The organism is Rhizobium sp. YAF28 (assembly GCF_052113285.1).
GTDB lineage: Bacteria > Pseudomonadota > Alphaproteobacteria > Rhizobiales > Rhizobiaceae > Rhizobium.
Map to the genome: position 1 here is coordinate 12856 of NZ_JBFRCX010000012.1, position 25221 is coordinate 38076.

Genomic DNA, 25221 nt, shown 5'->3' on the forward strand with positions numbered 1-25221 from the left:
ATTCCGACTTCCGGCAGCTTGTCCAGCTCAAAGCATAATTTGCGCCGAACGAGATTGACCAGCAAGACAAGTCAAAGCACTCTGAATCGGTCGTTGCGCCGTCCGGTCATCCGGCCGGCGTTTTCTGGTTCGTGATTTCTGGCACCGCTCTCAAAATCAGCCACGGGCGTCGCACAGGGGGCGTTTAAACATGGCACCAGAAAGACGGGTGACCCTGGAGCTTGATAGGGAAACAGTTCAGCGGATCGTCCAAAACCTCGATCCCAGCTTTATCGCCGGCGGCTTTTCCCGTCTGCACGGCGGCAGTACGGAAGTCTACAGGATCGATCTTGCAGGCGCGAACCGCGAACCGCTGGTGCTGAAAATCTATCCCGACGAACCCGAATGGGGGCCGGCGAAGGAGAGGCTTGTGGCGGGTCGGTGCGCGGAGCTGACAGCGCTCGTTCCAAAGTGGCTGGAGATCGACGAGTCGCGAAGCCTCTTGCCGCTGCGCTACGCCTTGCTGCCGCTGCTACCCGGCCGCTCGCTGCGTGACTGGATGGCTGAGCCGGATATTGAGAATGCTTACCGCCAGATGGGAGAGTTGCTGAGACGCATCCATGCGATGCCAATGCCTGCCTATGGCTACGTACTCGGCCAAGGGATCCACAGACCGAAATCGACGAATGCGGACTATATGACGTCAGCGTTCGAAGACGTGTTTCGGCGCTTCCGCGATTTGGGCGGCGATGCCGATCTCGGGCGCCGTCTGCAACAGCTGGCAGAAGGAAACTTCGGCCTTCTGCAGGAAAGCAGCGGCGCCGTGCTCTGCCACGACGATTTTCACCAAGGCAATGTGCTGGCCCTGCGTGACGACATAGGCCGGCTCCAGCTCAGCGGGCTTATCGACTTCGGTAATGCACGGGCGGCAGACAGGCTCTTTGATCTTGCCAAGGCCCTCTTCTGTTCGGCACATGAAGACCCGCGCAGCCATAGACCCATTCTTGAAGGCTATGGTCCGGTCGATCACCCCGATATCGACCGGACGCTTTGGCTCTATACGCTCTTCCATCGGGTCAGCATGTGGTGCTGGCTAACGAAATTGGGCGTGGATCAAGTCACCGAGAATGGCCCCGACGGATTGATCCGGAACCTCCACACGATGGTCACAGGGCCTGACCCTTGGTATGATGAGGCATGACGGCTCGCGCAGCTACCAAAGAAGATGCTGACTGGATTTCGAAACTCCTCGTGCAACGATGGGGTAGCACGACGATCATCGCTCACGGCGAAGCCTTCGACTTGCTGACGCTTCCGGCGCTGGTGGCCGACCCCGAGCGCGGGCTGGCGACGTATCGGCTAGAGGGCAACGACGCAGAATTGATGTCGCTGGACGCGGTCTCTCCCGGCCAGGGGGTCGGTACCCTGTTGATCGAAGCCTTGGCCGATGTTTTGCGCGAGCAGGGTATTGGGTGCCTTTGGGTCATGACAACCAACGACAACCTCGCCGCATTGCGCTTCTACCAACAGCGAGGCTTCGAGCTGCGGCGGGTTCGACCTGGCGCAGTTCATGAGGCGCGATTACTGAAGCCCGCCATTCCCGATATCGGCGATCACGGGATTCCGATCCGGGATGAAATAGATTTGTGCCGCCCGCTTCTCTGAGCGGGACAGACCAAGCGCTCCCAAAGTCTTGGGCTCTTCAGCGTTCTGCTATCGATAGGGCAATGCTGACGGCCTCGATGCCGATTTGACGCAACAGGCCTGTGGAGGCCGTGTTGAATCCGCAGAAATACAGGCCGTCATTCCCGGGCTGGAGCTCTCCTCTTTTCGGCCTTTCCGCGCCCTCAAACTTCTCGGCGAAATCAGGCAATATTGTCTCCAGCGAGGGCCGATAGCCCGTTGCCAGGATGATCGCATCGAAATCCGCCGATCGGCCATCGACGAAATGCACCTGCTGACGATCCGAGCTTTCAATGCCTGGATATATCCTGATCTTGCCAGCTCTGATCTCAGCCATGGTTCCGATATCGATCAGGGGCGTGCGGCTTTTCTCCGCCATATTGGTCAGAGGACCCTTGGCGGATTTTTGCAGCCCCAGTTTTCCCATGTCGCGATAGCGCAAGCGCAGGAATGGTGCATTGACTGCGTCAGCAAATCCGTATGGAAAATGCTGTTGTGCGATGGCGATTGTCGCGGTTGGAATTCCGAACATTTCCAGCGGAACGATGTTTATCGGCCCACGCACCGACATGCCGACCTCAAGACCCGCCTCAGCGCATTCGAGCGCGATCTCGCCGGCCGAATTGCCAAAACCAACGACAAGCACCCTGCGCGCGCCGAGTGCTCCCGCATTGCTGAACTCGGAGGAATGCAGGAGCTTTCCGCTGAAGCTTTCCTGGCCTTTCCAGACCGGCTTTATGGGAGCTTTGGAAAGCCCGGTCGCGATCACGACGGTTTCGGCCTCCAAGGCGTCTCCGTCATTCGTCTCGACGATCCAGTCTTGGCCCTGCCTGACGCTGATGACGGATTTGCCAAACCGTATCCTGATATCGTTGGCGCGCGCGTAGGCTTCGAAATAGTCGATCACCTGCAGTCGCGACGGATATCTTGGAAACGCCCTCGGCATGGGCATTCCGGGCAGCCCTGAATGCGCCTTGGCGGTGTGCAGATGCAGCCGGTCATAATGCCTTCGCCACGAGGCAGCCAGATTATCCGCACGTTCGAGGATTATAGAGGAGCGGCCGTTGGCCCCGAGCGCTGCCGCACAGGCGAGCCCGGCGGGGCCTGCGCCGACAATTACTGTGCCCGCAACGGTCATGAGCCCCTCCCTGCCCATTTAACGTGGCAGGAAGGGTACATCATAATCGTAATGCCAGACAGCAGCTTAGATCACGCAGCCAGCGTTATCCTCGCGCGGGATATTCCCGCTCCATCTTATTTTGCAAACAGGTTTTTGAGCTGCGACGGCTGGCAACGGAGATATTGATTGGCCGCTTTCACCTGCCCGCCGAGCTCGGCGGCTGCGTGCCACGGCCATCGCGGATCGTAGAGGACGGCGCGAGCAAGCGCGATGAGGTCTGCATCGCCCGTCGCAACGATTGCCTCGGCCTGCGTCGGCTCGGTGATCAGACCGACGGCGATGACCGGCATTTTTACGGCGCTTTTGATTGCCCGGGCGAGCGGCACTTGGTAGCTCGGGCTGATCGGGATTGCCTGAGAGGGATGCAGGCCGCCGCTCGATACATGGATGGCATCGCAGCCTCTCGCTTCGAGCATCCTGGCAAATTCGACGCTCTCGGAAATCTCCAGACCGCCTTCCACCCAGTCTGTGGCGGAAACGCGCATCGTCACCGGCCGATCGGAGGGAAAGGCATCCCTCACCGCATCGAGAACCTCCAGCGGAAATCGAGCACGGTTTTCCAGCGAGCCGCCATATTCGTCAGTTCGCTGGTTCGATAAAGGCGACAGGAACTGGTGCAGCAGATAGCCATGGGCGCCATGGATCTGGACGGCATCAATGCCGATTTTCGCAGCCCGCCGTGCGGCAGCTGCAAAGGCATCGCGGACACGCTTCATGCCATCGCGGTCGAGTGCAGTCGGCGGCACATAGTTCGGGTTGAAAGCGACAGAGGAAGGCGCTTCGGTCTGCCATCCGTTCGGATCGGTCGGCGAAAACTGACCGCCGCCTCTCCAGGGAACCTCGGTCGAGGCCTTGCGGCCGGCATGCGCCAATTGCACGGCAATCGGCATATCCGACCATTTCCTGATGCTTTCGAGCGTACGAGCCATCGCGGCCTCGGAAGCGTCATCGTAAAGGCCGACATCGGCAAAGGTAATGCGTCCTTCGGGAACGACAGCGGTCGCTTCGATAGTCAGCAATGCCGCGCCGGAAAGCGCAAGCTGTCCGAGATGGATCAGATGCCAGTCCGTCATGCAGCCGTCGACGGCCGAATACTGGCACATGGGCGCGATCACGATTCGGTTGGCGAGTTCGAGATTGTGCACGGAGAAGGGGGAAAACAGGACGGGTTGGGGCATGACGTTCCTCGAAGCAGTATTCGGTTGTCTTGGTTTATAGCACTCAGTCGGATCTTTGCGACGGTTAGCAGAGCCTCCCAATGTCAGGAACTGTTCTTTGGTGTGGGTCCGTTTTGCGGAGAGGCTTCGCGAGGTAGCTTCGTCCGATTGTTGCGTCAGGGGGAAGAAAGCCTTCAGCAGAATGTCAGTTCAGGCTGGCTGCGGCCGGGTGTATTGCTCCACCAACAATATTCCGTCTGCGAACGGCCCCGCCTACCAAGCGTCAAGCAATATCTTCCGGCAGGCTCGAAACGGTGACCGAAGAGACGATGGCTATCGCAGCCTATGGAGAATGGCTTGAGCAAGAACCTCATCACTCCCCTGGTGCGCATACAAATCGAACTTGCACTTGCAAGTTCGAGAAGCGATTTCGACGCTCTTCGATCCCTGGAGCTCGAGGCGAAGCAAATGGCGCTAAGTGGAGCTGAAATCGACGCTGCAAAGCGCGGAGGCAGTTTCGACCTGTTTGTCGAAATCGCCGTCAAATTCGCGCTGGCGATAGAAGCCGGTGACGGAGCGGCAGGCGCCCTCGCAAGTCGGCAATTGAAGGCTTTCGGCGCTCCCGACATCGCTTCGGAACTGCGAGCCCTCGTCAAGAAGCTGAAGCCGTCGACGGCGAGATCAAAAGCCGGACGTTCAGCGGCTTGCCGCTATGGGTCCGATAGATTGCGATCGGAATAAAAGCGTTTAAATCTCTGTCAGGGACTTAAGCTTTTGAAGACAGTGTGAACCGCATGGATCGATGGCAGGCAATGAGGGTCTTCGTGAAGGTCGCGGAGGCCGAGAGCTTTGCAGACGCAGGACGGCAACTCCACATGAGCCCTCCCGCAGTCACTCGCATGGTGTCTGCCCTGGAAGATATCATCGGTACGCGCCTGCTGACGCGCACGACGCGGTCCGTCAAGCTGACAGAAGCAGGTGCCCAGTATTTTGCAGACTGCCAGAGGCTGCTCGCCGATCTCTCGGAGGCGGAAGCTGCCGCAGCCGGCGCCTACGGCAGACCGACGGGCACTCTCACCGTCACTACCTCTGCCATGTTCGGCACAATGTTCGTCCTGCCGCTAATGACCGAATATCTGGATCTCTACCCTGATGTGATCGGTCGCGGCCTGTTCGTCGACCGTGTTGTCGGCATGGTCGAAGAAGGTATCGATGTCGCGATCCGCATCGGTCATCTGCCCGACTCCGGCCTCACCGCCACGCGCGTCGGCCAGGTGAGACGCGTCATCTGCGGATCCCCTGTCTATTTTGAAAAGCATGGCGTTCCGATGACGCCCGGCGATCTGTCGAACCATCGCATTGTCGCCTCTACCAGTGCGTGGACGTCGCTCGAATGGCGTTTTGGTGTGCACAGGAAGTCAACCGTCCACGTCAGTCCCCGTCTCTTCTGCAGCACCAACGAGGCTGCCATCTCGGCGGCGGCTTCCGGCTGGGGCCTGACGCGCGTTCTGTCCTACCAGATTGCGCCGCAGCTTGAGGCCGGCGAATTACGCACGATCCTGGCTGAGTATGAGGAGGAGGCTTTGCCGATCCATGTCGTCCATCCGGAGGGCCGGTATGCTTCGGCAAAAGTGCGAAGCTTCATCGATTTTTCGGTGGAAAAGCTGAGATCCAACAGGCACTTCAATTGATAACTAAAGGCCCGCGTATTCATCTCTGAATGCGCGGGCCTTCATGTAGGCGATTGTTACTTTGCGATCTTGCGATCGAGGAAATCGCGGATGAGGGGCGCCATCTCATCCAGCTTGTCTTCAAGGGCGAAATGACCTGTGTCGAGGAGGTGCATTTCAGCGTCCGGAAGATCACGCAGGTAAGGATGTGCGCCGATCTCCGGGAAGATCTTGTCGTTCTTGCCCCAGACGATCAACGTCGGCGGCTTGCGTTCGCGGAAGAAGGCCTGGAACTGCGGGTAGAGTGGGACGTTCGTGCCGTAATCGTGGAAGAGGTCGAGCTGGATATCCTTGTTACCCGGCCGGTCGAGCAAGGCCTGATCGTGAACCCAGTTGTCGGGGCTGATGCGGGTGAGGTCCTTGACGCCGTCCGTGTACTGGAACTTGGTGGTATCGAGGACTACCAGATTGGAGAGCGCCTCGCGCTTCTCGTTCGAATCGTCGGCCCAGTAGGCCTTGATCGGATCCCAGAACTCGCGCAGGCCTTCTTCATAGGCATTGCCGTTCTGGACGATCAACCCGCTCACCCGTTCCGGATGCTTGAGAGCCAGACGGTAGCCGACCGGTGCGCCGTAATCCATGACATACATGGCGTATTTCTTGGCGCTGAGTTGGGTCATCAGCGCATCGACCATGTCGGCATAATGGCTGAAGGTATAGGCGAACTTGGCGTGATCGGGTGCATCACTCTGACCGAAGCCCGGATAGTCGGGCGCGATGACGTGATAGCGATCTGCCAGCAGCGGAATGAGGTTGCGGAACATGTGCGAGGATGTTGGGAAGCCGTGCAGAAGCAGGACGACCGGGCCGTCGGCCGGGCCGGCTTCACGATAGAACATGTCGACGCCATCGATCTTGGCCGAACGATAGTGCACTGTCACCGGCACCTGCTGGGTGATCGCAACCTGCTTGACAGGAGCGGCGACGGCTTGGGAAAGGGGAGCGATGCTGACGGTTGCCAGCATCAGGGAAAGGATCAGTCTGTTCATCTCAGTTCTCCGTTTTGACAAATTCACCAACAGCCCTTGCTGGCCTGACACCAACATAGCCATTCACCGGAATCCGTTAATCGGCAGAACGTGGAAGGTATTATTCCACTTACTGGAAGAATTCGCAGTCCATGACGGGCAGAATCGCGATCAGCCAGCGGTGACGGCGCAGAACCACCTGTGCATATGCAAACCAGCTAACTGTTTCTTCACGCCGGGCAGATAGTTCAAGCAGATGATGATCTGTTCTGAGGGCATGATGACCTTGGGTGACACGGAAGCGATGTTGCAAATGGCGCAGCTTATGGAAGCTGCGGGCGTCATGGTTGCGGTCTACGACCAGGATGACCGGTTGCGTTTTACAAATCGCGCATTTCGCGATGCCTGGTTTATCGCAGAGGACGAACGACCACTCTGGTCCGAGCTGGTGCGGCGCAATTTTAACGCCCGCCGCGGCACGATTATTGCCGCGGCTGACTTTGAGAGCTGGCTGCTGTCGACGCTCGCCCGTCGAGGCAAAAGCGGATTTCGCGCCTTTGAGACCGATCTTCATGACGGCCGATGGTTGTGGATGACCGAGACCATGCAGACCAATGGCTGGATGCTCTGTGTCGCAAGTGACGTGACACCGATCCGCTCCGATCAGAGGACGCTGCGGCAAGATCGCGACAGCGCGATCAAAGCCTCCCAGACCGACGAGCTGACCGGTATCCCGAGCAGACGTTTCGTCATGTCGAAGCTTGAGGAGCTGGTACGCAGCTATGGCAACCAACAAGAGAAGGTCGGTTGCCTCGCGGTTCTCGACATCGACAATTTCAAGTATATCAATGACCGTTTCGGCCATACTGCCGGCGATGCCGCTCTCAAGGATTTCGCGGCCACGCTGCAGAAAATGGTGCGCAAAACGGATATTCTCGGTCGCGTCGGCGGCGAAGAGTTTGTTTTGGTTCTTCCGAACACGGTTCCCGAAGAAGCGGCAGAGATCGTCAATCGCATGCTGGTTGCCGTGAGGCAGTCTCGCCCGCTGGCTGACCAGCTCAGCTTCCGCTACAGTTTTTCTGCAGGTATTGCCTGTGTCATGAGCGGAGACTATGCCAATGATATCTATCGCAGGGTCGATCTGGCGCTCTACGCGGCCAAGATGAGGGGCCGCGACCAGATCAGCATCGATCCCCATGCGCACCCGCTTGGGCGACAGACATCATAGCCAGGCCGCCAGTCGGGCCATAAGCCAGGGAGTTTCAATGGTCGAAAAGATTGCGCCCACCTCGCCCACGGCAGCCTCCTCGGCCACACACGTGAACCACAGCACCTCCATCGGCTCCGAACCTGACAATGCCTGGGTCGCCGAGCGACAGGCAAAGATCACCGCCGGCAATGGGAAAAAAGACGATCACCATACCGCCGGTAGCGATGAAGATCGTATCGATGCGGATGATGATCCGGCAGCGGATCGGCATCTGGACCATCATTCCTCCCACCCCCATGCAGAGGCTTCCGATCCGGACGAAGAACGCCTGTCCGGCGAAAGCGAACGTATCGGCAGCGGCAACCTGGATGAGGATATCCCATTCGGCGACCATGTCGGATACCTGTAAGTGATTGCGATCACAGACTGACAAGCCCAACGCGCCTACCTCCGATCAGAAGCCGGCTCATCATTGATACCAGTTCATCTCTGCTCATCGGCCCTAGACCTGGTCAACGATAGCTGAGAAAACCTTTTCTCACTTGACAATTTTACAGGGAAAAGCTTTTCTCATCGCAAGTTCGATGGAGGAGTTGCTGGACACAACAGGAGGAAAAAGAGGCCGGATCACCATCCATGATGTCGCGGCTGCCGCTGGAATCAGCATCTCGACGGCATCGAAGGCGCTGAACGATACGGGGCGGATGGGACTGGAAACGCGCGAGCGGGTCAAGCGCATTGCGGCGGAGATCGGGTACAGGCCGAACGCTTTGGCGAGAGGCCTGCTCAGCAAGCGTAGTTTCACGATCGGGCTTCTCACCAACGATACCTATGGCCGTTTTACCCTGCCGGTCATGGCAGGCATATCGGATGCTCTCGTCGACCATGGCGTTTCGGTCTTTCTGTGCGCGATTGAGGAGGACCCGGCGCTGGCGCAGATTCATGTCGAGGCTATGCTCGACAAACAGGTTGATGGCATCATCGCAACAGGAAAGCGTCTGGATAGACGGTTACCGGTCGATCTGTCGAATTTGAATGTGCCTGTGGTCTACGCATTTACGGAAGGAGCGCCCGGAAGTGTCACCTTCCGCTCCGATGATGCGCAGGGCGCGCGCCTTGCCGTCGAGTGGCTGGCAAAGCTCGGGCGCAAGCGGACGGTGCATGTCACCGGACCGGAGAATTTCTTCTCGGTGCGCGAGCGTGCCGATGCCTATCGCAGGGTCGCGGGAGAAGAGCGGCCGGTCCTGTTCGGGGTCTGGTCGGAAAGCTGGGGCCACGAAGCCGTCGCAAGATTGTGGAGCGGCGGCGGCGAAAGGCCCGACGGCATCTTCTGCGGCAATGATCAGATTGCGCGTGGCGTCATCGATGCACTGCGCGAACGCGGCATCAGGGTGCCGCAGGATGTTTCGGTGGTGGGATTCGACAATTGGGAGATTGTCGCCGCCCAGACGCGACCGCCGCTGACGACGGTGGATATGGAGTTGAAGGAACTGGGGCGGCAGGCCGGATTGACGGTTCTGGCGCTTGCGGAGGGACGCTCGGTGGAGCCCGGCATCAGGAAATTGCCGTGCCGTCTCGTCGTGCGGCAATCATGCGGGGGTGACACCCTCGGAATATAGCAACGGCGCGAAGGAGACGCGCCAACTTGGGAGGAGAGCCATGATGAAGCGTCTATTGGTGGCAACCGGTATTGCCACCCTCTGCCTGGTCTCGACAGCCTCGGCTGCCGAAAAGATCGAAATGTGGGTCCGCACAGGCATCGGCGATGCCTTCAAGAGGGTTGTCGAGGCCTATAATGCGAGCCACGAAAACCAGGTGGTCACGACCGAAGTGCCCTTCGGCGAACTGGTGCAGAAATATGCAACGGCAATCGCCGGCGGCCAAGCGCCCGACGCCCTGTCGATGGACCTGATCTATAACCCGGCCTTCGCCGCTGCGGGCCAGCTCGAGGACCTGACGGACTGGGCAAAGAGCCTGCCCTATTTCAATTCGCTGTCGCCATCACATGTCAAACTTGGCACTTATCAGGACAAGATCTATGGCCTGCCGCTGTCGGTCGAAACTTCTGTCTTTGCCTGGAACAAGGACCTCTACAAGAAGGCCGGCCTCGATCCTGAAAAGGCGCCCACGACCTGGGAAGAAATCGAAGCCAACGCCGAGAAGATCCGCAAGCTCGGCGACGATACTTACGGCTTCTACTTCTCTGGCGGCGGCTGCGGCGGCTGCATGATCTTCACCTTCACGCCGCTCGTCTGGGGTGCAGGTGCCGATATTCTCTCGGAGGACAGCAAGACCGCAACGCTCGACACGCCGCAAATGCGCAAGGCCGTCGGCTTCTATCGCGATATGGTGAAGAAGGATCTTGTTCCGGCAAGTGCTGCGAGCGATAACGGCACGAGCTTCCTGAGCTTCACAAACGGGAAGATCGGCCAGCAGAGCCTCGGCGCCTTCGCCATCGGCACGCTGGTCACCCAGTATCCGGATATCAACTTCGGCGTGACGCTGATCCCCAGCGTCGACGGCAAGACTTCGTCCTTTGCTGGCGGCGACAATTTCGTCATCACCAAGGGCACGAAGAAGATCGATGCGGTCAAGGAATTCCTCGAATACATCTATTCGGTGGACGGCCAGAAGGTCATGGCGAAATACGGCAGCCTGCCGACACGCGGGGATATTGCCGATCAGGTTCTTGCCGGGCTCGACCCCCGCATGCAGGTGGGCCTGAAGGCGATCTCCGTTGCCAAGACACCCTATACGCTGCAGTTCAACGATCTGATCAACAGCGCCAACGGACCCTGGGCGACCTTCACCAACGCCGCGATCTTCGGTGATGACGTCGATGGCGCATTCTCGAATGCCCAATCCGAGATGCAGTCCATCATCGACAGCGGCCAATAACTCTCCCGGCCGTGGCCGGGGGACGGTGGCAGTTCCCCGGCCGATTCACAGGTTTAAGAAATCGTAAAATGCGGAGGTTTCGATGACCGGTTCCGGTCCACAGCGCATCCGCGCTGTCCGAAAACGGCGAAAGTCGCAATGGCGCGGCTTTCTCTACATTGCGCCGGCCATGGCGCTCGTCATCGTCTTCTTCGTTATGCCCGTGCTATTCACCGGCTGGATGAGCTTGCATAATTGGCCGCTGATGGGCGCCTCGCGCTGGATCGGCTTTGCCAATTATACTCGCATGTGGAACGACAGCCGCTTCATGGCGGCCCTGAATTTCACCGCCTATTACACCGTCATCGTGACCATCGCGATCTTTGCGATCGCCTTCCCGCTGGCGATTTTCGTGGAAAAGGAGCGTCGCTTCGTCAGCACCTACCGGACGATCATCTTCCTGCCCGTCGTGGTGGGGCTCGCGACGGCTTCGCTTCTCTGGGTCTGGCTTGCCAATGTCGATAGCGGCTTCTTCGGCCCTGCCCTTCGCGCCCTCGGCCTCGTCGAGCGAAGCCCCAATATCATGGCGAGCTTCGACACGGCGTTCGCAACGATCATCGTCATGGTCGTCTGGAAGATCGCGGGCTTTACGATGATCATCCTGCTGACCGGCCTGCAGGCCATTCCGTCCGAACTGACTGAGGCAGCCCGCATCGATGGGGCCGGACGCTGGCAGCGCTTTCGCCATCTAACCCTGCCGCTGATGCGAAAGACGATTGCCCTGGCGCTGATCGTCTCGGTCACCGGCTCGATCCTCGCCTTCGACCAGTTCTACATCATGACGTCGGGCGGGCCGCAGAACAAGATGATCTCGGTCGTCTACTACATCTTCAACCAGTCCTTCGTGTCCTTCAATCTGGGCTACGGATCCGCCCTTTCGATTGTACTTCTGGCAATCCTCGTTGCGATCTCCATCGTCCAGCTCTGGCTGCTGCGTGTCGGGGAGGAACGCTGATGATCTCGTCCCGACAACGCCGCGCCCGCAAGCGCTTCAGATCGCAATCGGCCTATCATGTCGCCGGCATCGCCATTTCGATCTTCTTCCTGGCGCCCTTCATCATCACGCTGCTCGCTTCCTTCCGGCATGGCACGGAGGCAAGCCTGCCGCCGCTGCCGCCCTGGCCTACGACCGGGGTCAGCTTCGATGCCTATACGCTGCTCGATACGTTCGGCGCCGGCATCTGGCAACACATGATCAACTCACTGTTCGTCTCGCTGGCGACAGTGCTGCTGACCGTCACCGTCAGCCTGCTCGCAGGCTATGGCTTCTCGCGCTACCGTTTCCCGCTGAAGAACGCACTTTTCGTGCTGATCATCGCGACGCTGATGATCCCGTTCCAGTCGATCCTGACGCCGCTCTTCATCATTCTGGCGAAGCTCGGCCTCAACAACTCGCTGCTGGGGCTCACCCTCGTCTACGTCACGCTGCAACTTCCTTTCTCCGTTTTCATGATGCGCAATGCCTTTGACGCCGTGCCGAAGGAGATCGAGGAAGCAGCCCGCATCGACGGCGCGCGGGATCTGAGACTGCTCGTCCGCGTACTTCTGCCGCTGGTGCTGCCGGGTATTGCAACAGTGGCGATCTTTGCTTTCCTCAATGCCTGGAACGAATTCCTGGCTGCCCTCGTGCTGCTCTCCAGCAACGAGAAATACACGCTTCCCGTCCTGATGACGGCGGTGCGCGCCGGTCGCCTCGGCGCCATCAACTGGGGCGCGGTCCAGGCCGGCGTCGTCGTCATGACGATCCCCTGCCTGATCGTCTTCCTGCTCCTGCAACGCTACTACATGCGCGGGCTGATGGCCGGCGCGGTGAAATGATGACCTTTCAACGAAATGGATGAAGCCATGAATAAGCTGAAGAGAGACCGCCAGTTCCGTCCCCTGCCCGTGCCGAGCGTCGAGTTGCAGGGCCTGTTTGGCGATCGCCAGGATGCGATCTGCGATTCCACCGCCGAAACGCTGCTCGACCGCTGTGTCGAGGCGGGTATGCTGCAGGCGATCGACGTGACGCAGCCAAGCCCCGGCGTGGTCATCCCCATCGGCCCCTGGGGCGGCACGACGCAGATGTTCTGGGACAGTGACCTCGGCAAGTCGATCGAGACGGTCGCCTATTCGCTGTATCGGCGGCCCAATGCGAAGCTCGAAGCCCGCGTCGATGAGATCATCGACATGTATGAGAAGCTGCAGGACAAGGACGGCTATCTGAACGCCTGGTTCCAGCGCGTGCAGCCGGACCGGCGCTGGACGAACCTGCGCGATCATCACGAACTCTATTGCGCCGGGCATCTGATCGAAGGCGCCGTCGCCTATTACCAGGCGACCGGCAAGAAGAAGCTGCTCGACATCATGTGCCGCTATGCCGATTACCTGATCACGGTCTTCGGCCACGGCCCCGACCAGATGCCAGGCTATTGCGGCCACGAGGAAGTCGAGCTGGCGCTGGTCAAGCTGGCGCGGGTCACGGGCGAGAAGAAATATCTCGACCTTTCGAAGTTCTTCATCGACGAGCGCGGCACTGAACCGCATTTCTTCACCGAAGAAGCGACCCGTGATGGCCGGAGTGCCGCCGACTTCCACCAGAAGACCTATGAATATAGCCAGGCACATGTGCCGGTGCGCGAACAGAAGAAGGTCGTCGGCCACGCGGTGCGCGCCATGTATCTCTATGCGGGCATGGCCGATATCGCCACCGAATATAATGACGACACGTTGACGGCTGCACTCGAAACCCTCTGGGACGATCTGACGACCAAGCAGATGTACGTCACCGGCGGCATCGGCCCAGCCGCATCCAATGAAGGTTTTACCGACTACTACGACCTGCCGAATGAAAGCGCCTATGCCGAGACCTGCGCCTCGGTCGGCCTCGTCTTCTGGGCAAACCGTATGCTCGGCCGCGGTCCGAACCGGCGCTATGCCGATATCATGGAGCAAGCGCTCTACAATGGCGCCATGGCCGGCCTTTCACTCGACGGCACCCGTTTCTTCTATGAGAACCCGTTGGAAAGCGCGGGCAAACACCATCGTTGGATATGGCACCATTGCCCCTGCTGCCCGCCGAACATCGCCCGTCTGCTCGCCTCCGTCGGCTCCTACATGTATGCGATCGCCGAGGATGAAATTGCCGTCCATCTCTACGGGGAAAGCAAGGCACGCTTCGATCTCGCCGGCGCCAAGGTCGAGCTTTCGCAACAGACCCGCTATCCCTGGGATGGCGCGATCCATTTCGACCTGACGCTCGATCGTCCCAAGCGTTTCGCGCTTTCGCTGCGCATTCCGGAATGGGCTGAGGGTGCTGCGCTCTCCGTCAACGGCGAAAAGCTCGATCTTCAATCCGCTGTAGTGGACGGCTATGCCCGGATCGAACGGGATTGGAAGAGCGGCGACAAGGTCGATCTGTCGATCCCGCTGGCTGCCCGCAAGCTCTTTGCCAATCCACTGGTCCGCCAGGATGCCGGCCGCACGGCGCTGATGCGCGGTCCGCTCGTCTATTGCGTCGAAGAAACAGACAATGGCGAGGGGCTGCATGGCATTACCCTTTCCGCCGATATTTCGCAGGCGAAGACATCAGAAATTGCCGGCCTTCGCGGCGCCGTCGCGCTCGACCTTCCCGTCAGCCGCGACACGGCAGATTGGGGTTCTGCGCTCTACCGTACGTCTCCGCCTGCCGCAAAACAGGCGAGCGCGCGTTTCGTGCCCTATCCTTTCTGGGACAATCGTGAGCCGGGCGAGATGCTCGTCTGGGTCAGAGCGGGCGAGGCGCGCGGTGAATAACATGGCGGATACGGGCGTCGTGCTGACCGAAATTCGCAAGAGTTTCGGAAATCTGGAAGTCATCCATGGCATTGACCTAACCATTTCCGAGGGATCCTTCGTCGTTTTCGTCGGCCCCTCGGGATGTGGGAAATCGACCCTCCTGCGCATGATTGCCGGGCTGGAGGATGTCACTGACGGCGAGATCGAGATTAAGGGTCGCAATGTCACCGATCTCGATCCCTCCAATCGCGGCATCGCCATGGTCTTCCAGTCCTACGCGCTCTATCCGCATATGAGTGTGCGCGAAAACCTTGCCTTCGGCCTGAAGATGGCAAGAACGCAGGCATCGGAGATCGAGGCCCGCGTCAAGGCGGCCTCGGCGATCCTGAAGATCGATCACCTCCTCGATCGCCGGCCGGGCCAGCTCTCCGGCGGCCAGCGGCAGCGCGTGGCGATCGGCCGCGCGATTGTCCGCAAGCCGGATGTCTTCCTTTTCGACGAACCGCTGTCGAACCTCGACGCGGAACTGCGCGTCTCCATGCGCATCGAAATCGCCAGACTCCATCGCGAGCTCGGCAATACGATGATCTATGTCACGCACGACCAGACCGAAGCGATGACACTCGCCGACAAGATCGTCGTGCTTCGTGATGGGCATATCGAACAGTCGGGAACGCCCCGCGAGATCTACGAGCGCCCGAACAATGTCTTCGTCGCGGGGTTCATCGGCTCGCCGCGCATGAACCTGCTCGAGGCAAGCTGGGCAGGTGACGGCACCATCCTGGCGGCCGGAAATCGCATTCGTTCGCCGATCGGCGGCGCTGGTCTAGCGGCGGGCCAGAAGATCACCCTCGGCGCGCGGCCGGAGCATCTGAGTATCGTCTCGGGGCCGGAGGGTGACGTGTTGCGGGCCAGGGTTGATTTCGACGAATATCTCGGCGGCACGCAATTCCTCTATTGTCAGCTTGGCGACGGCCAGCCTTTGACCGTCGAATACAGAGGATCGGTTGACATTAAGACCGGCAGCCAACTCGCCTTCACCTGCGATCCCGCCGATCTGCACATCTTTAATGCCGATGGCATGCGGCTCGACAAATAAACGCAGGCAGCTATAGGCTGCGTCCTGTTCGCTCGAACCGGTCCCAAAGGCTTGAATAGATTTCGAGGCGATGAGCACCGGACGATCGGGACAAGTCTTTCGCTGGAGGACAGCACTCGCCTGTCGCGTTGCATTGATCGTTTTCCTGGATTTCGAGGCCTCGTCCCTCAGCAAGAAAAGTGTTCCCATCGAAATTGCCTGGGTGTTCGAAGACGGTCGCTCGCGCTCGGCCCTGATCCGACCCGCCGCCGACTGGGACGACTGGGCGGCCGATGCGGAAGCAATCCATGGGATTTCTCGGGAGTTGCTTGCATCGGAGGGCGTGCCGGTAGAGCAGGTCGCCAGTGAAATGGTCGAGGTTTTGACCGGGCACGATCTCTATGCGAGCGCCCCTTCGTGGGATGGGAAATGGCTGAGCGTTCTCCTGCGCGCCGCCGGCTTTCCTCGGCATGCCCTCCGGCTTGGTAAATCACGTGACGCCTTTATGGCCGCGGCGCGTGAATTAACGGGAGCGACCATCACGGAAACAGAGCTATCGAAGCTCATCGACGGCATCGTCGAGGAAAGCAAAGCGGCAATCCCGGCGCATCGCGCATTGGCGGACGCCACGCTTGAGCTTACCCGATGGAAGCTTGTCCGCGAGGCGGCCAAGAAGCGGATGGCGACAGGCGGGTAGAGGTCAGCGTTTGTGAAAGCTCTCGGTCACCCAGCGCGCAAAATCGGCAGCCGGGCGCGCAAGGCGGTCGTAGCTGCGGGCAACCAGCCAGTAGGCGCCGTTCGAAACAGTGAGGTCGAAGAGCCGACGCAAGCGGCCGGCCCGGATTTCCTCTTCTGCAAAGGCTTCATCCAGGAGCGCAACGCCCTGGCCACGCAGCGCCGCCTGCAGCACAAGGCCGTCATCGGCATAGACTGGCCCCCTCGCCGTCTCGGGCATGGAAATGCCGGCCGCCTCGAACCACCGGCTCCAGGCGTCGCGGGTTTCCTCATGCAAGAGCCCATAAGCAAAAATGTCATGCGGGGAGGAAATCGGCGGGCCGCGCTCCAGAAGATCGGTTGCGATCACCGGCAGCATCCGGACATCGATCAGGTGCCGGCTCTCAGTGCGCGGCCATGCTGTGACGGTGGCGCTGTGCCTGATCGCGATCTGCGCCTGCCCGGTACGGAATTCGATCGTCCGCGGATCAGCATCGAGCGATATCTCGACGTCAGGATGAAGTTTGCGAAATTCCGGCAGCCGCGGCACGAGCCAGCAAGCGGCAAAGGAAGGTTCGACGCTGACTTTCAGATCCGCAGACACTGAAGCTCTGCGGATATCGTCCAGGCACTCATCGATCCGGTCGAAGGAAGGCGTGAGCACGGCAAGCAGCTTCCGGCCGCTTCCAGTCAGGATGACACTTCGATGGCGCCGCTCAAAGAGCGGCTCGCCCAGTAGCTGTTCCAGCTCGCGGATCTGCCGGCTGACGGCCGCCTGCGAGATGAACAGCTCCTCGGCCGCAAGCGTGAAGCTCTCGAGCCGTCCCGCGACCTCGAAACTGCGCAATGCCGTCAGCGGCAGCCGACCACGTTTCATCCCATAACCTCAAGTCATCCGAAGTCGACGATAAGCTCGTTTGAAGACCGGGCGCAAGGGGAAGAGAACAACAGGAAAAGGAGAGAAGCCATGTGGAAGCAAATCGTCTCCATCCTGATGGATGCCATTCGCCTTGTCACCTTCGCATCGGACGGCAAAGACAACCGGCGGCGCCGGGACTGCTGAACGCTCACGCAGCTTATCGGGATTTTCGCGCATTCATAATCCTGCACCGAGGTCTATATAGACCTCTCCTTACTTGAGAAGCAGGAGCATCACGATGCAGAAGCGCAAACTCGGCAGCCAGGGACTTGAAGTATCGGCCATCGGCCTCGGATGCATGGGCATGAGCCAGTCCTACGGCCCGGCAGATGAGACGGAATCCATCGCGACCCTTCACCGCGCCATCGAGCTCGGCTGCACTTTCCTCGATACGGCCGAGGTTTACGGCCCCTATAAGAATGAGGAACTTCTCGGTCGAGCTCTCAAGGGCCGTCGTGACGAGGTGACGCTGGCCACGAAATTCGGCTTCCGCCTGAAAGACGGCAAGCAGGTTGGCGCCGAGCGTGACAGCCGGCCGGAAACCATTCGCAGCGCCGTCGAAAGCTCGCTCAAGCGTCTTGCCACCGACCATGTTGATCTTATCTACCAGCACCGCGTCGATCCGGCTGTCCCGATGGAAGATGTCGCCGGTACCGTCGGCGAACTCGTCAAGGAGGGCAAGGTTCGCTACTTCGGCCTCTCCGAAGCCGGTGTCGCCAATATCCGCCGCGCCCACGCCGTCTATCCAGTGTCGGCCGTGCAAAGCGAATATTCGCTGTGGGAGCGCAATCTCGAAGCCGACGTGATCCCGGCACTGAAGGAGCTTGGCATCGGCCTCGTGCCCTTCAGCCCGCTCGGCCGCGGCTTCCTGACCGGCGAGGTCAAGCGCGCCGAAGAGTATCCGGAAGGCGATTTCCGCCGCGGCGACCCACGCTATCAGGGCGAGAACTACGATGCGAACGTCCGCGCAGCCGAGGCGGTGCGTTCGGTCGCATCCGCGCTCGGCGTCAAACCCGGCCAAGTGGCGATCGCCTGGATCCTGCACAAGGGCAGCGACTTCGTACCGATCCCCGGTACCAAGCGTCGCACCTATCTGGAAGACAATATCGCCGCTGCCGAAATTGCGCTCAACGCCGAACAGGTGAAGGCGCTCGATGAAGCGCTTGCCCCCGGCAAGGTCTCGGGCAAGCGCTACAACGACACGATCATGTCGACCATCGATCGCTGAGGGTGTTCACGCGTCGATGTCGGTCGACAGCGTGATGTCCTTCTGCGCTTCCAGCTCGGCAAGCCGCTCGTTCAGGGCCTTGCGGATCGACTGATAGGTCGTGCTGCCGAGCGCGAGCCTTTTGGGCGCCGGTTGTTTTTCGGCCGCTGCGATCATCGCGTCGGTCATCTTCACAGGGTCGCCCAGGATCTTGAACGAGCCGTCAACAATTGCCCTGCGTACCTGGCCGGCCGGCGTGTCCTCATAGATATCCATCTGCGGCGGCCTGACGAGGCCGGCGCCAAAATCCGTGCCCGCCGGCCCCGGTTCAGCAATGATGATGTCGATGCCGAAGGGGGCGACCTCTTGCGCCACAGCCTCGATGAAGCCTTCGATCCCCCATTTGCTCGCGTGGTAGAGACTGAAATTCGGATAGGCGATCTGCCCGCCTTCCGAAGCGACCTGCAGGATGCGACCACCGCCCTGCTGACGCAGATGCGGCAAGGCCGCCCGGATCACCTGGATGGAGCCGATCAGGTTGGTATCAATCTGATGGCGGATCTGTGCATCGCTCACCTCTTCGGAGGCGCCGAACAGGCCATAGCCGGCATTGCTGACAACGACATCGATGCGTCCCATCTGTTCGAAGGCGGCGTCGACGACTGCATGAACGGCCCGGTCATCGGTGACATCGAGGGTCGCGACCCAGAGCCGCTCGCCATACTGCGCTTCAAGCTCAGCCAGGGCTTCGCGCTTGCGCAAGGTTGCGGCGACGCGGTCGCCGCGCGCCAGCAGCTTCTCGGTCATGATCCGGCCGAAACCGGAGGATGTGCCTGTGATGAACCATGTCTTTGTCATCGTCTCTACCTTTCTGACGCCGCTGGATCGCGGATTGATGACAGCAAAGATAGAGACGTTTATTGATGTGATAATCCGTTCAAATCTGCATGAGCTGTTGAAAAATACCCATGAGTTATCGACCGACACTTGATGACCTCAATGCCTTCTCGGCAATCGTCACCCACAGCAGCTTTCGCAAGGCGGCCGGTGAACTCGGCCTGTCGCCTTCGACGCTGAGCCACATGATGCGCAATATGGAGGCGCGCATGGGCGTGCGCCTGCTGCATCGCACGACACGCAGCGTCGCGGCCACCGAAGCCGGCGAAATGCTTCTCGACAGGCTGAAACCGGTCTTGCGCGATCTCGATCTGGCGCTCGATGCGGTCGGCGAATTCGGCGGGCAGCCGAGCGGTACGCTACGCATCAACGCTAGCGAAATTGCCGCCCGCGTGCTGTTGAATGCCACCATTCCTCTGTTTCTCGAACGCTATCCGGGGATATCGCTCGATATCGTCACCGAAAACCGACTGGTCGATATTGTCGGCGACGGCTTCGATGCCGGCATCCGCCTGCGGGAATCCGTGCCGCTTGATATGATAGCGGTCGAATTCGGCGGCGAGGCACGTTTCCTCGCGGTTGCCTCATCAGCCTACTTGAAAAACCACAAGCGACCGAGGACGCCTGAAGACCTCAAGCGCCACCGCTGCATCCGCCTGCGTATGCCGAGCGGCAAACTCTACCGCTGGGAATTTGAGAAACACGGCCAGGAAATGACTATCGAGGTATCGGGTGCGCTCACGCTCGATCACGTAGAACTGATGGCGGAAGCGGCGGTCAAAGGGCTCGGCATCGCCTATGTGCCGGAAAGGGTCGCGCGGCCCTATCTTGCCAGCGGTGAGATTATCTCTGTGCTTGACGATTGGTGCCCGTCGATCCCTGGACTCTGCCTCTATTATCCCGGTCACAGGCATGTGCCGCAAAGCCTCAGGGCTTTCATATCCGTGCTGACGGAAGTCGAGCGACAAGGTGCTTAGCCTCCCCGCGCATCACCCCTGCCCACTCTGTCTTGTCTGCTCCGCAGCGCGGAAGCGCGCCGGCGTTATGCTGCGTCTTGCCTTGAAAGCCTTGCCGAAGGCGGCTTCCGATTCATAACCGACCTCTGCAGCGATATCTGCAACCGTTCGGCGCGTCCTGAGCAGTAGGTCACTCGCCAGCATCATCCTGATATCGGTCAGGAACGCGCCGACCGTCATTCCCGCGCGCTCGCGAAATTGCCGGGCATAGGTAGCCCGCGACATGGCCGAATGACGGGCAAGATCATCGATCGTCCAGCCAAAGGCCGGCGAGGACATCATTGCCACGACGGATTTGCCAAGCCTGGCATCCCCAAGCAATTGCAGCAGCCCAGTGGACGCGACGGGCGAGACCTTGCCCGCCCTCACCGCCATGATGAAAAGCGAGAGACAGGTCGCGGTGATGATCGCCAAAGCTCCCGGCCTCTCTTCAGCTGTCTCCCTATAGAGCATGGCGACCAGCGTCTTCAGCAGTTCCTCCGACTCCTCGGCGAGCGATACGTGAAAGACATCAGGCAGGCTATCGAGCAGCAAGGCAGCCGATGCCGGCGCGCAATCGAAATGACCACAGAGCAGATCGACATCTGCCTCACCTTCGCCGTTTTCGCGCAAAGGCAGCATGCCACCCGCGGCAATGCGCAGAGGCTGTGCCTCGCCGCGTGGCCGCAAGCCAACGATCGCATGCGCATCCCCGCGCGGCAGCAGCAGGAAATCGCCAGAGCGCAAGGTGATCTCACGACCGGAGCCGACGCGAATGAGACAATCGCCGCCGAGGATCAGATGAAACGGCAACATCCCTGCTGCGACGGGTTCGTGGTCGATATGAAACGCGCCCTGCAGCCGGCAGCGAATGTCGAGCGTCGGCTGCAGGCGGGCGAGTTCGATAAGGCGGCTTAAAACATCCATGAGACGATCGCGCTAGAAAATGATTTTTTTGAGCATTCAAACTATCATCTTTAAAGGTCATAGTCACATCCAACAGTCGAGGCAATCACGCCGTCGCTGATATGAGAAGGAATGATTTTCATGTTGGATTGGAAGGAATATCGCGGCGAACTCCTGGGCCGGATCGGCGAAATCGCCAGGATCGTGCCAGAGACGATCAAAGGCTATCAAACCCTTTCGACCGCCGGACAGAAGACCAACCATCTCGACGCCAAGCAGCGCGAGCTGATCGCCCTTGCCGTCGCCGTCACCGTCCGTTGCGATGGCTGTATTGCCGTACATACGACCGAAGCCCAGAAAGTCGGCGCCACCAAGGAGGAAATTGCTGAGGCCCTCGGTGTCGCGATCTCTGTTAATGCCGGTGCGGCTCTTGTCTATTCGGCCCGCGTGATGGACGCTGCCGACGCCATTGCAAAGTAAAACATCCAAAGTGAACCGCTTGCCGCACCGGCAGGGCATGACCCTGCCGGACCAATCCGGAGAAACGAACATGTCGCTCCCCCGCATACCCGCTGCATTCTTTGGCATTGTTCTTGGCGTTGTCGGGCTCGGCAACAGCTGGCGCGCCGCCGCAGCCATCTGGCCGGTTCCGGCCAGCGTGGGCGAAGCCATCAGCCTTCTTGGCTTTGCCATCTGGCTCGTCCTCATCCTGCTCTACGCCGCGAAATGGTTTGTCGCGCCGAAGGAGGTGACGGCGGAACTTGAACATCCCATCCAGTGCTGCTTCGTCGGTCTTATCGGCGTCGCGACCATGCTGGCGGGACTTGCGATCCTTCCTTATTCGCGCGTCGCGACTGAAGTTCTGGTTCTGGCGGGGTTCGCCATCACCCTGTTTTTCCTGCTGTGGCGAACCGGTCTGCTCTGGCGTGGTGGGCGTGATCCGGTGACCAACACGCCGGTTCTTTATCTGCCGACTGTTGCCGGTTCTTTCGTCACCGCCATCGCTGCAGGCACGCTTGGTTATTCCGACTGGGGCCAGCTCGCCTTCGGCGCCGGTTTCTTTTCCTGGCTGGCGATCGAATCCGTCTTGTTGCACCGGCTGCTGATGGCGCCGGAGCTAGCCGCACCGCTGCGCCCGACTCTGGGCATCCAGCCTGCCCCGCCCGCCGTCGGCAGCGCCGCCTATCTGAGTGTGACGACCGGCACGCCCGATATTCTCGTGCATGCCATGTTCGGCTACGCCATCCTGCAGGTCCTGATCATTGGCCGCCAGCTGCCCTGGATCATGCAACAACCCTTCGCCGGCTCCTATTGGGCCTTCACCTTCGGCCTTACAGCGCTTTCGACAGCAGCACTGCGCATGACGGCACGCGGCGACACCGGCGCGATCAGCGAGCTTGCGCCCGTTATCTTCGTGCTGGTCAACATCGCGCTTGCGATCATTGCAGTCGGAACGCTCTGGCTGCTGGTGAGAGGCAAGCTTCTTCCCGCTCCCGTCCGGGCCTGAGAGCCAGCACAGCGCTAAACCCTCGCCATTTCCTGCTGCAGATCGACCACCGCCTTGATCGGCAGGTGGTCGGACGCCATGCGGGCAAGTGGAGTGTCATGCACCTCCACGGCGGAGATGATACCTTTCCGGTTGGCAATGATGCGGTCGAGCGCCAGGACCGGCAAGCCGGCAGGAAAGCTCGGAACGGCGGGCGGCAGCGGACCGAATGCCATCTGGAAGGTATTGAGGGACGAGCGGTCGCCGAGCCGCCATTCGTTGAGATCGCCAAGCAGGATGGTCGGCATTTCGTGACGGTCGCTGATGAGATCAACCAGCGTCTTTGCCTGTTGCGCCCGCGAATGCCGCAGCAGGCCGAAATGGGCGGCGATGATGCGCAGCGTCCCGCCAGCTTCGAGCTCTATTTCCGCAACCAGCGCGCCGCGTGGTTCCAGCCCCGGCAGCTTCACCTGATGCACATCATGCACCAGACCTTTGCGGACAAGCACGACATTGCCGTGCCAGCCGTGCGCCTTCGTCACACCCGGGATCGGAACCGGCACCAGCCCGGTCTCGCGCTCCAGCCGGGCGAGATCGAGAATGCCGGTCCGTTCGCCAAAGCGTGTATCGGCTTCCTGCAGCGCGATCACATCGGCATCTATCTCATGGATGACACGGCTCGTGCGTTCCGGATCGAAGCGTCGGTCAGTGCCGACGCATTTATGGACATTGTAGGAGGCGATAAGTGTGCCGTCATTGCGCGGTTTCGGCCCCGCACGCCAGGTCTCAACGCGCTTCTTCCTGTTCTTGATGGAAGCGATGATACTGGCGGGCAGACTGTCTTTCTTCTTGACTTGCATCGGAAGGAACGCCGGCTCCATTGCTCGAAAAGCTCTTTTTCAGGATTATAGGCAGCGCAGCAAAACTTGCCATGCCGCAATCACAAAAACTCTGTCAAAGATATGGGGAACCCAACCACAGCACCTTTTCGAGGAGCCGCACCAGGAAGGGCCGCGACCACAGCCCCTCAAGCGTAACCGGCGTGGCGGACTTGATGGCATCGTCGATGCGCTCATCGATTTCGGCAGCAAAGCCGGCATTCAGCACTTCGAGATCGACTTCGAAATTCAGCCGCAGCGAGCGCGGATCGAGATTGGAGGAACCGACATAGGCCCAGGTTCCGTCGATAGAGAGAAGCTTGGAATGGCTGAAGCTGCCGGTCGAACGCCAAATGCGGCAGTAGTTCTTGACGATCTGGTCGAACTGCGCCGTCATCGCCCGGTCGACCAGAACGAGATTGTTGGCAGCAGGCACAACGATATCAACCTCCACGCCACGCCGGGCCGCCGTCGTCAGCGCACTGATCAGCTCCCGGTCCGGCAGAAAGTAAGGCGACATGATCCGGATCGACTGGCGCGCTACGGAAAAGGCACCTATCAGCATCTTGTGGTTCGTTTCCACGCTCCGGTCCGGTCCGGAAGCGACGACGCGCAAGAAGACCGGATCGCCACGCTTGCGCTCCAGTCGGTCGCCGCGCCAGACTTCACTGTTCAGAACTTCGCCTGTCGTGAAACGCCAGTCCTCGGCCGCGACGTCGAAGAGATCGGCAACCGCCGGGCCGCTGACGCTGAAATGCGTGTCATGGGCAAAACTTCCGCCGACCGCCTCCTCGCTGAAGCCTTCGCGGATATTCATGCCACCCGTCAGTGCGATCTTTCCATCCGCGATCAGGATCTTGCGGTGTGTGCGCAGGTTTGCGTAGGGCAACCTCAGGCCCATGATGACATTGCCATTGAAGACATCGACGGTCACGCCGCCGTCCTTCAGGTATCCGAGAATGCTCGGCACCGAATAGCGCGCACCAACCGCATCGATCAGCACGCGCACTTCCACGCCGCGCTTGACGGCTGCAATCAGCGCATCGGCGATGCGCAGCCCGATCCTGTCACGGTCGAAAATATAGGTTTCCAGCAGGATACTGCGCCCGGCGCCCTCGATTGCGGTCTTCATCGCCGCATAGGCTTCGTCGCCATTTTCCAGCATGTCGATCGTATTGCCCGTCGTCAACGGATAGCGCGTGACGCGATCGCCGAGCGTCTGCAGGGCAGCAAAACGCCGGCCGAACTGGCTGATGACGGCATCGGTCTCTGCGTCAAACTCTTCGAGCTCGTCCAGATCGGCGGCAGGCAGCAACGCGTCGCGGCGAAGGCTCAGCGACTTGCGGCGGATACGGTTGATGCCGGCAATCATGTAAAGCAGCGCACCGATGATCGGCGAGAGGAGGATCACACCCACCCAGCCGGTCGCGGCCCGGACCTCTTCCTTGGTCATGGTGGCGTGGATCGCCGCCGCTGCCCCCATGGCAATGGAGATGACGAAGAGGATATGCGGCCAGTAGGTCGACAGCAGTTGGAACATC

The 25221-nt window shown here is 60.1% G+C and carries 25 protein-coding genes; 17 read left to right on the forward strand and 8 right to left on the reverse strand.

The window, feature by feature from the left end:
* Nucleotides 1-190 precede the first annotated feature (190 nt).
* Both AB4Z13_RS25045 and AB4Z13_RS25050 read left to right on the forward strand, forming a co-directional pair.
* Nucleotides 191-1180 carry a phosphotransferase family protein gene (locus AB4Z13_RS25045; RefSeq protein ID WP_442207067.1) on the forward strand — a complete coding sequence of 330 codons (990 nt, stop codon included), beginning with the start codon at nucleotides 191-193 and terminating at the stop codon, nucleotides 1178-1180.
* Nucleotides 1177-1644, forward strand: coding sequence for a GNAT family N-acetyltransferase (locus AB4Z13_RS25050; protein ID WP_439017699.1), 468 nt, complete (start codon nucleotides 1177-1179; stop codon nucleotides 1642-1644). The genes AB4Z13_RS25045 and AB4Z13_RS25050 overlap by 4 nt, the downstream gene beginning before the upstream one ends.
* Nucleotides 1645-1681: 37 nt before the next feature.
* Here the strand turns inward: AB4Z13_RS25050 and AB4Z13_RS25055 are convergent, their stop codons facing one another.
* Complete coding sequence (locus AB4Z13_RS25055) at nucleotides 1682-2818, reverse strand: flavin-containing monooxygenase (RefSeq protein WP_442207068.1); 1137 nt, start codon at nucleotides 2816-2818, stop codon at nucleotides 1682-1684.
* Nucleotides 2819-2916: 98 nt separating this feature from the next.
* Complete coding sequence (locus tag AB4Z13_RS25060) at nucleotides 2917-4020, reverse strand: NADH:flavin oxidoreductase/NADH oxidase (protein WP_439017697.1); 1104 nt, start codon at nucleotides 4018-4020, stop codon at nucleotides 2917-2919.
* 336 nt (nucleotides 4021-4356) lie between these two features.
* Between AB4Z13_RS25060 and AB4Z13_RS25065 the strand changes: the two genes are divergently transcribed.
* On the forward strand, nucleotides 4357-4740 hold the full coding sequence (locus tag AB4Z13_RS25065) for a hypothetical protein (RefSeq protein ID WP_442207069.1): 384 nt from the start codon (nucleotides 4357-4359) through the stop codon (nucleotides 4738-4740).
* A 53-nt stretch (nucleotides 4741-4793) separates the two neighbouring features.
* Nucleotides 4794-5690 carry a LysR family transcriptional regulator gene (locus AB4Z13_RS25070; RefSeq protein ID WP_113323720.1) on the forward strand — a complete coding sequence of 299 codons (897 nt, stop codon included), beginning with the start codon at nucleotides 4794-4796 and terminating at the stop codon, nucleotides 5688-5690.
* Nucleotides 5691-5746: 56 nt separating this feature from the next.
* Here AB4Z13_RS25070 and AB4Z13_RS25075 read toward each other — a convergent pair whose 3' ends face one another.
* The gene (locus tag AB4Z13_RS25075) at nucleotides 5747-6718 is read right to left on the reverse strand and encodes an alpha/beta fold hydrolase (RefSeq protein WP_442207070.1); all 972 of its coding nucleotides are present in this window, start codon (nucleotides 6716-6718) and stop codon (nucleotides 5747-5749) included.
* Nucleotides 6719-6977: 259 nt separating this feature from the next.
* On the opposite strand from AB4Z13_RS25075, the gene AB4Z13_RS25080 reads away from it, so the two are divergent.
* The 9 genes from AB4Z13_RS25080 (at nucleotide 6978) to AB4Z13_RS25120 (ending at nucleotide 16375) form a co-directional block, all read left to right on the forward strand.
* The gene (locus AB4Z13_RS25080; protein ID WP_442207165.1) at nucleotides 6978-7925 is read left to right on the forward strand and encodes a diguanylate cyclase; all 948 of its coding nucleotides are present in this window, start codon (nucleotides 6978-6980) and stop codon (nucleotides 7923-7925) included.
* Nucleotides 7926-7962: 37 nt separating this feature from the next.
* Nucleotides 7963-8316, forward strand: a complete 354-nt coding sequence (locus AB4Z13_RS25085) for a hypothetical protein (protein WP_113323718.1) — start codon at nucleotides 7963-7965, stop codon at nucleotides 8314-8316.
* Nucleotides 8317-8491: 175 nt separating this feature from the next.
* Nucleotides 8492-9526 carry a LacI family DNA-binding transcriptional regulator gene (locus tag AB4Z13_RS25090; protein ID WP_442207071.1) on the forward strand — a complete coding sequence of 345 codons (1035 nt, stop codon included), beginning with the start codon at nucleotides 8492-8494 and terminating at the stop codon, nucleotides 9524-9526.
* A 40-nt stretch (nucleotides 9527-9566) separates the two neighbouring features.
* Nucleotides 9567-10805 (forward strand): ABC transporter substrate-binding protein, encoded by a 1239-nt coding sequence (locus tag AB4Z13_RS25095; RefSeq protein ID WP_442207072.1) that lies wholly within the window; start codon nucleotides 9567-9569, stop codon nucleotides 10803-10805.
* An 82-nt stretch (nucleotides 10806-10887) separates the two neighbouring features.
* Entirely contained in the window at nucleotides 10888-11799 is a 912-nt protein-coding gene (locus tag AB4Z13_RS25100; protein ID WP_025669883.1) for a carbohydrate ABC transporter permease, read from the forward strand.
* Nucleotides 11799-12662 carry a carbohydrate ABC transporter permease gene (locus AB4Z13_RS25105; protein WP_442207073.1) on the forward strand — a complete coding sequence of 288 codons (864 nt, stop codon included), beginning with the start codon at nucleotides 11799-11801 and terminating at the stop codon, nucleotides 12660-12662. The genes AB4Z13_RS25100 and AB4Z13_RS25105 overlap by 1 nt, the downstream gene beginning before the upstream one ends.
* 27 nt (nucleotides 12663-12689) lie before the next feature.
* Nucleotides 12690-14618, forward strand: a complete 1929-nt coding sequence (locus tag AB4Z13_RS25110; RefSeq protein WP_442207074.1) for a glycoside hydrolase family 127 protein — start codon at nucleotides 12690-12692, stop codon at nucleotides 14616-14618.
* Between the two features lies 1 nt (nucleotide 14619).
* On the forward strand, nucleotides 14620-15699 hold the full coding sequence (locus AB4Z13_RS25115) for an ABC transporter ATP-binding protein (protein WP_442207075.1): 1080 nt from the start codon (nucleotides 14620-14622) through the stop codon (nucleotides 15697-15699).
* Nucleotides 15700-15832: 133 nt separating this feature from the next.
* A complete protein-coding gene (locus AB4Z13_RS25120) occupies nucleotides 15833-16375 on the forward strand; it encodes a 3'-5' exonuclease (RefSeq protein WP_442207076.1) in 543 nt (180 codons plus the stop codon).
* A 3-nt stretch (nucleotides 16376-16378) separates the two neighbouring features.
* On the opposite strand, the gene AB4Z13_RS25125 is transcribed toward AB4Z13_RS25120, so the two are convergent.
* Nucleotides 16379-17269 (reverse strand): LysR substrate-binding domain-containing protein, encoded by an 891-nt coding sequence (locus tag AB4Z13_RS25125; RefSeq protein ID WP_442207077.1) that lies wholly within the window; start codon nucleotides 17267-17269, stop codon nucleotides 16379-16381.
* Nucleotides 17270-17549: 280 nt separating this feature from the next.
* On the opposite strand from AB4Z13_RS25125, the gene AB4Z13_RS25130 reads away from it, so the two are divergent.
* Nucleotides 17550-18539 carry an aldo/keto reductase gene (locus AB4Z13_RS25130; RefSeq protein WP_442207078.1) on the forward strand — a complete coding sequence of 330 codons (990 nt, stop codon included), beginning with the start codon at nucleotides 17550-17552 and terminating at the stop codon, nucleotides 18537-18539.
* Between the two features lie 6 nt (nucleotides 18540-18545).
* Here the strand turns inward: AB4Z13_RS25130 and AB4Z13_RS25135 are convergent, their stop codons facing one another.
* Nucleotides 18546-19376, reverse strand: a complete 831-nt coding sequence (locus AB4Z13_RS25135) for an SDR family oxidoreductase (RefSeq protein WP_442207079.1) — start codon at nucleotides 19374-19376, stop codon at nucleotides 18546-18548.
* Between the two features lie 110 nt (nucleotides 19377-19486).
* On the opposite strand from AB4Z13_RS25135, the gene AB4Z13_RS25140 reads away from it, so the two are divergent.
* Nucleotides 19487-20392, forward strand: coding sequence for a LysR family transcriptional regulator (locus AB4Z13_RS25140; protein WP_442207080.1), 906 nt, complete (start codon nucleotides 19487-19489; stop codon nucleotides 20390-20392).
* Nucleotides 20393-20404: 12 nt separating this feature from the next.
* Here the strand turns inward: AB4Z13_RS25140 and AB4Z13_RS25145 are convergent, their stop codons facing one another.
* Nucleotides 20405-21337 carry an AraC family transcriptional regulator gene (locus AB4Z13_RS25145; RefSeq protein ID WP_442207081.1) on the reverse strand — a complete coding sequence of 311 codons (933 nt, stop codon included), beginning with the start codon at nucleotides 21335-21337 and terminating at the stop codon, nucleotides 20405-20407.
* A gap of 120 nt (nucleotides 21338-21457) precedes the next feature.
* On the opposite strand from AB4Z13_RS25145, the gene AB4Z13_RS25150 reads away from it, so the two are divergent.
* Entirely contained in the window at nucleotides 21458-21796 is a 339-nt protein-coding gene (locus tag AB4Z13_RS25150; protein WP_113323707.1) for a carboxymuconolactone decarboxylase family protein, read from the forward strand.
* Nucleotides 21797-21866: 70 nt separating this feature from the next.
* The gene (gene tehA / locus AB4Z13_RS25155) at nucleotides 21867-22823 is read left to right on the forward strand and encodes a dicarboxylate transporter/tellurite-resistance protein TehA (RefSeq protein WP_442207082.1); all 957 of its coding nucleotides are present in this window, start codon (nucleotides 21867-21869) and stop codon (nucleotides 22821-22823) included.
* A gap of 14 nt (nucleotides 22824-22837) precedes the next feature.
* On the opposite strand, the gene AB4Z13_RS25160 is transcribed toward tehA, so the two are convergent.
* The gene (locus AB4Z13_RS25160) at nucleotides 22838-23662 is read right to left on the reverse strand and encodes an endonuclease/exonuclease/phosphatase family protein (protein WP_442207083.1); all 825 of its coding nucleotides are present in this window, start codon (nucleotides 23660-23662) and stop codon (nucleotides 22838-22840) included.
* A 94-nt stretch (nucleotides 23663-23756) separates the two neighbouring features.
* Entirely contained in the window at nucleotides 23757-25220 is a 1464-nt protein-coding gene (locus tag AB4Z13_RS25165) for a phospholipase D-like domain-containing protein (RefSeq protein WP_442207166.1), read from the reverse strand.
* Nucleotide 25221 lies beyond the last annotated feature (1 nt).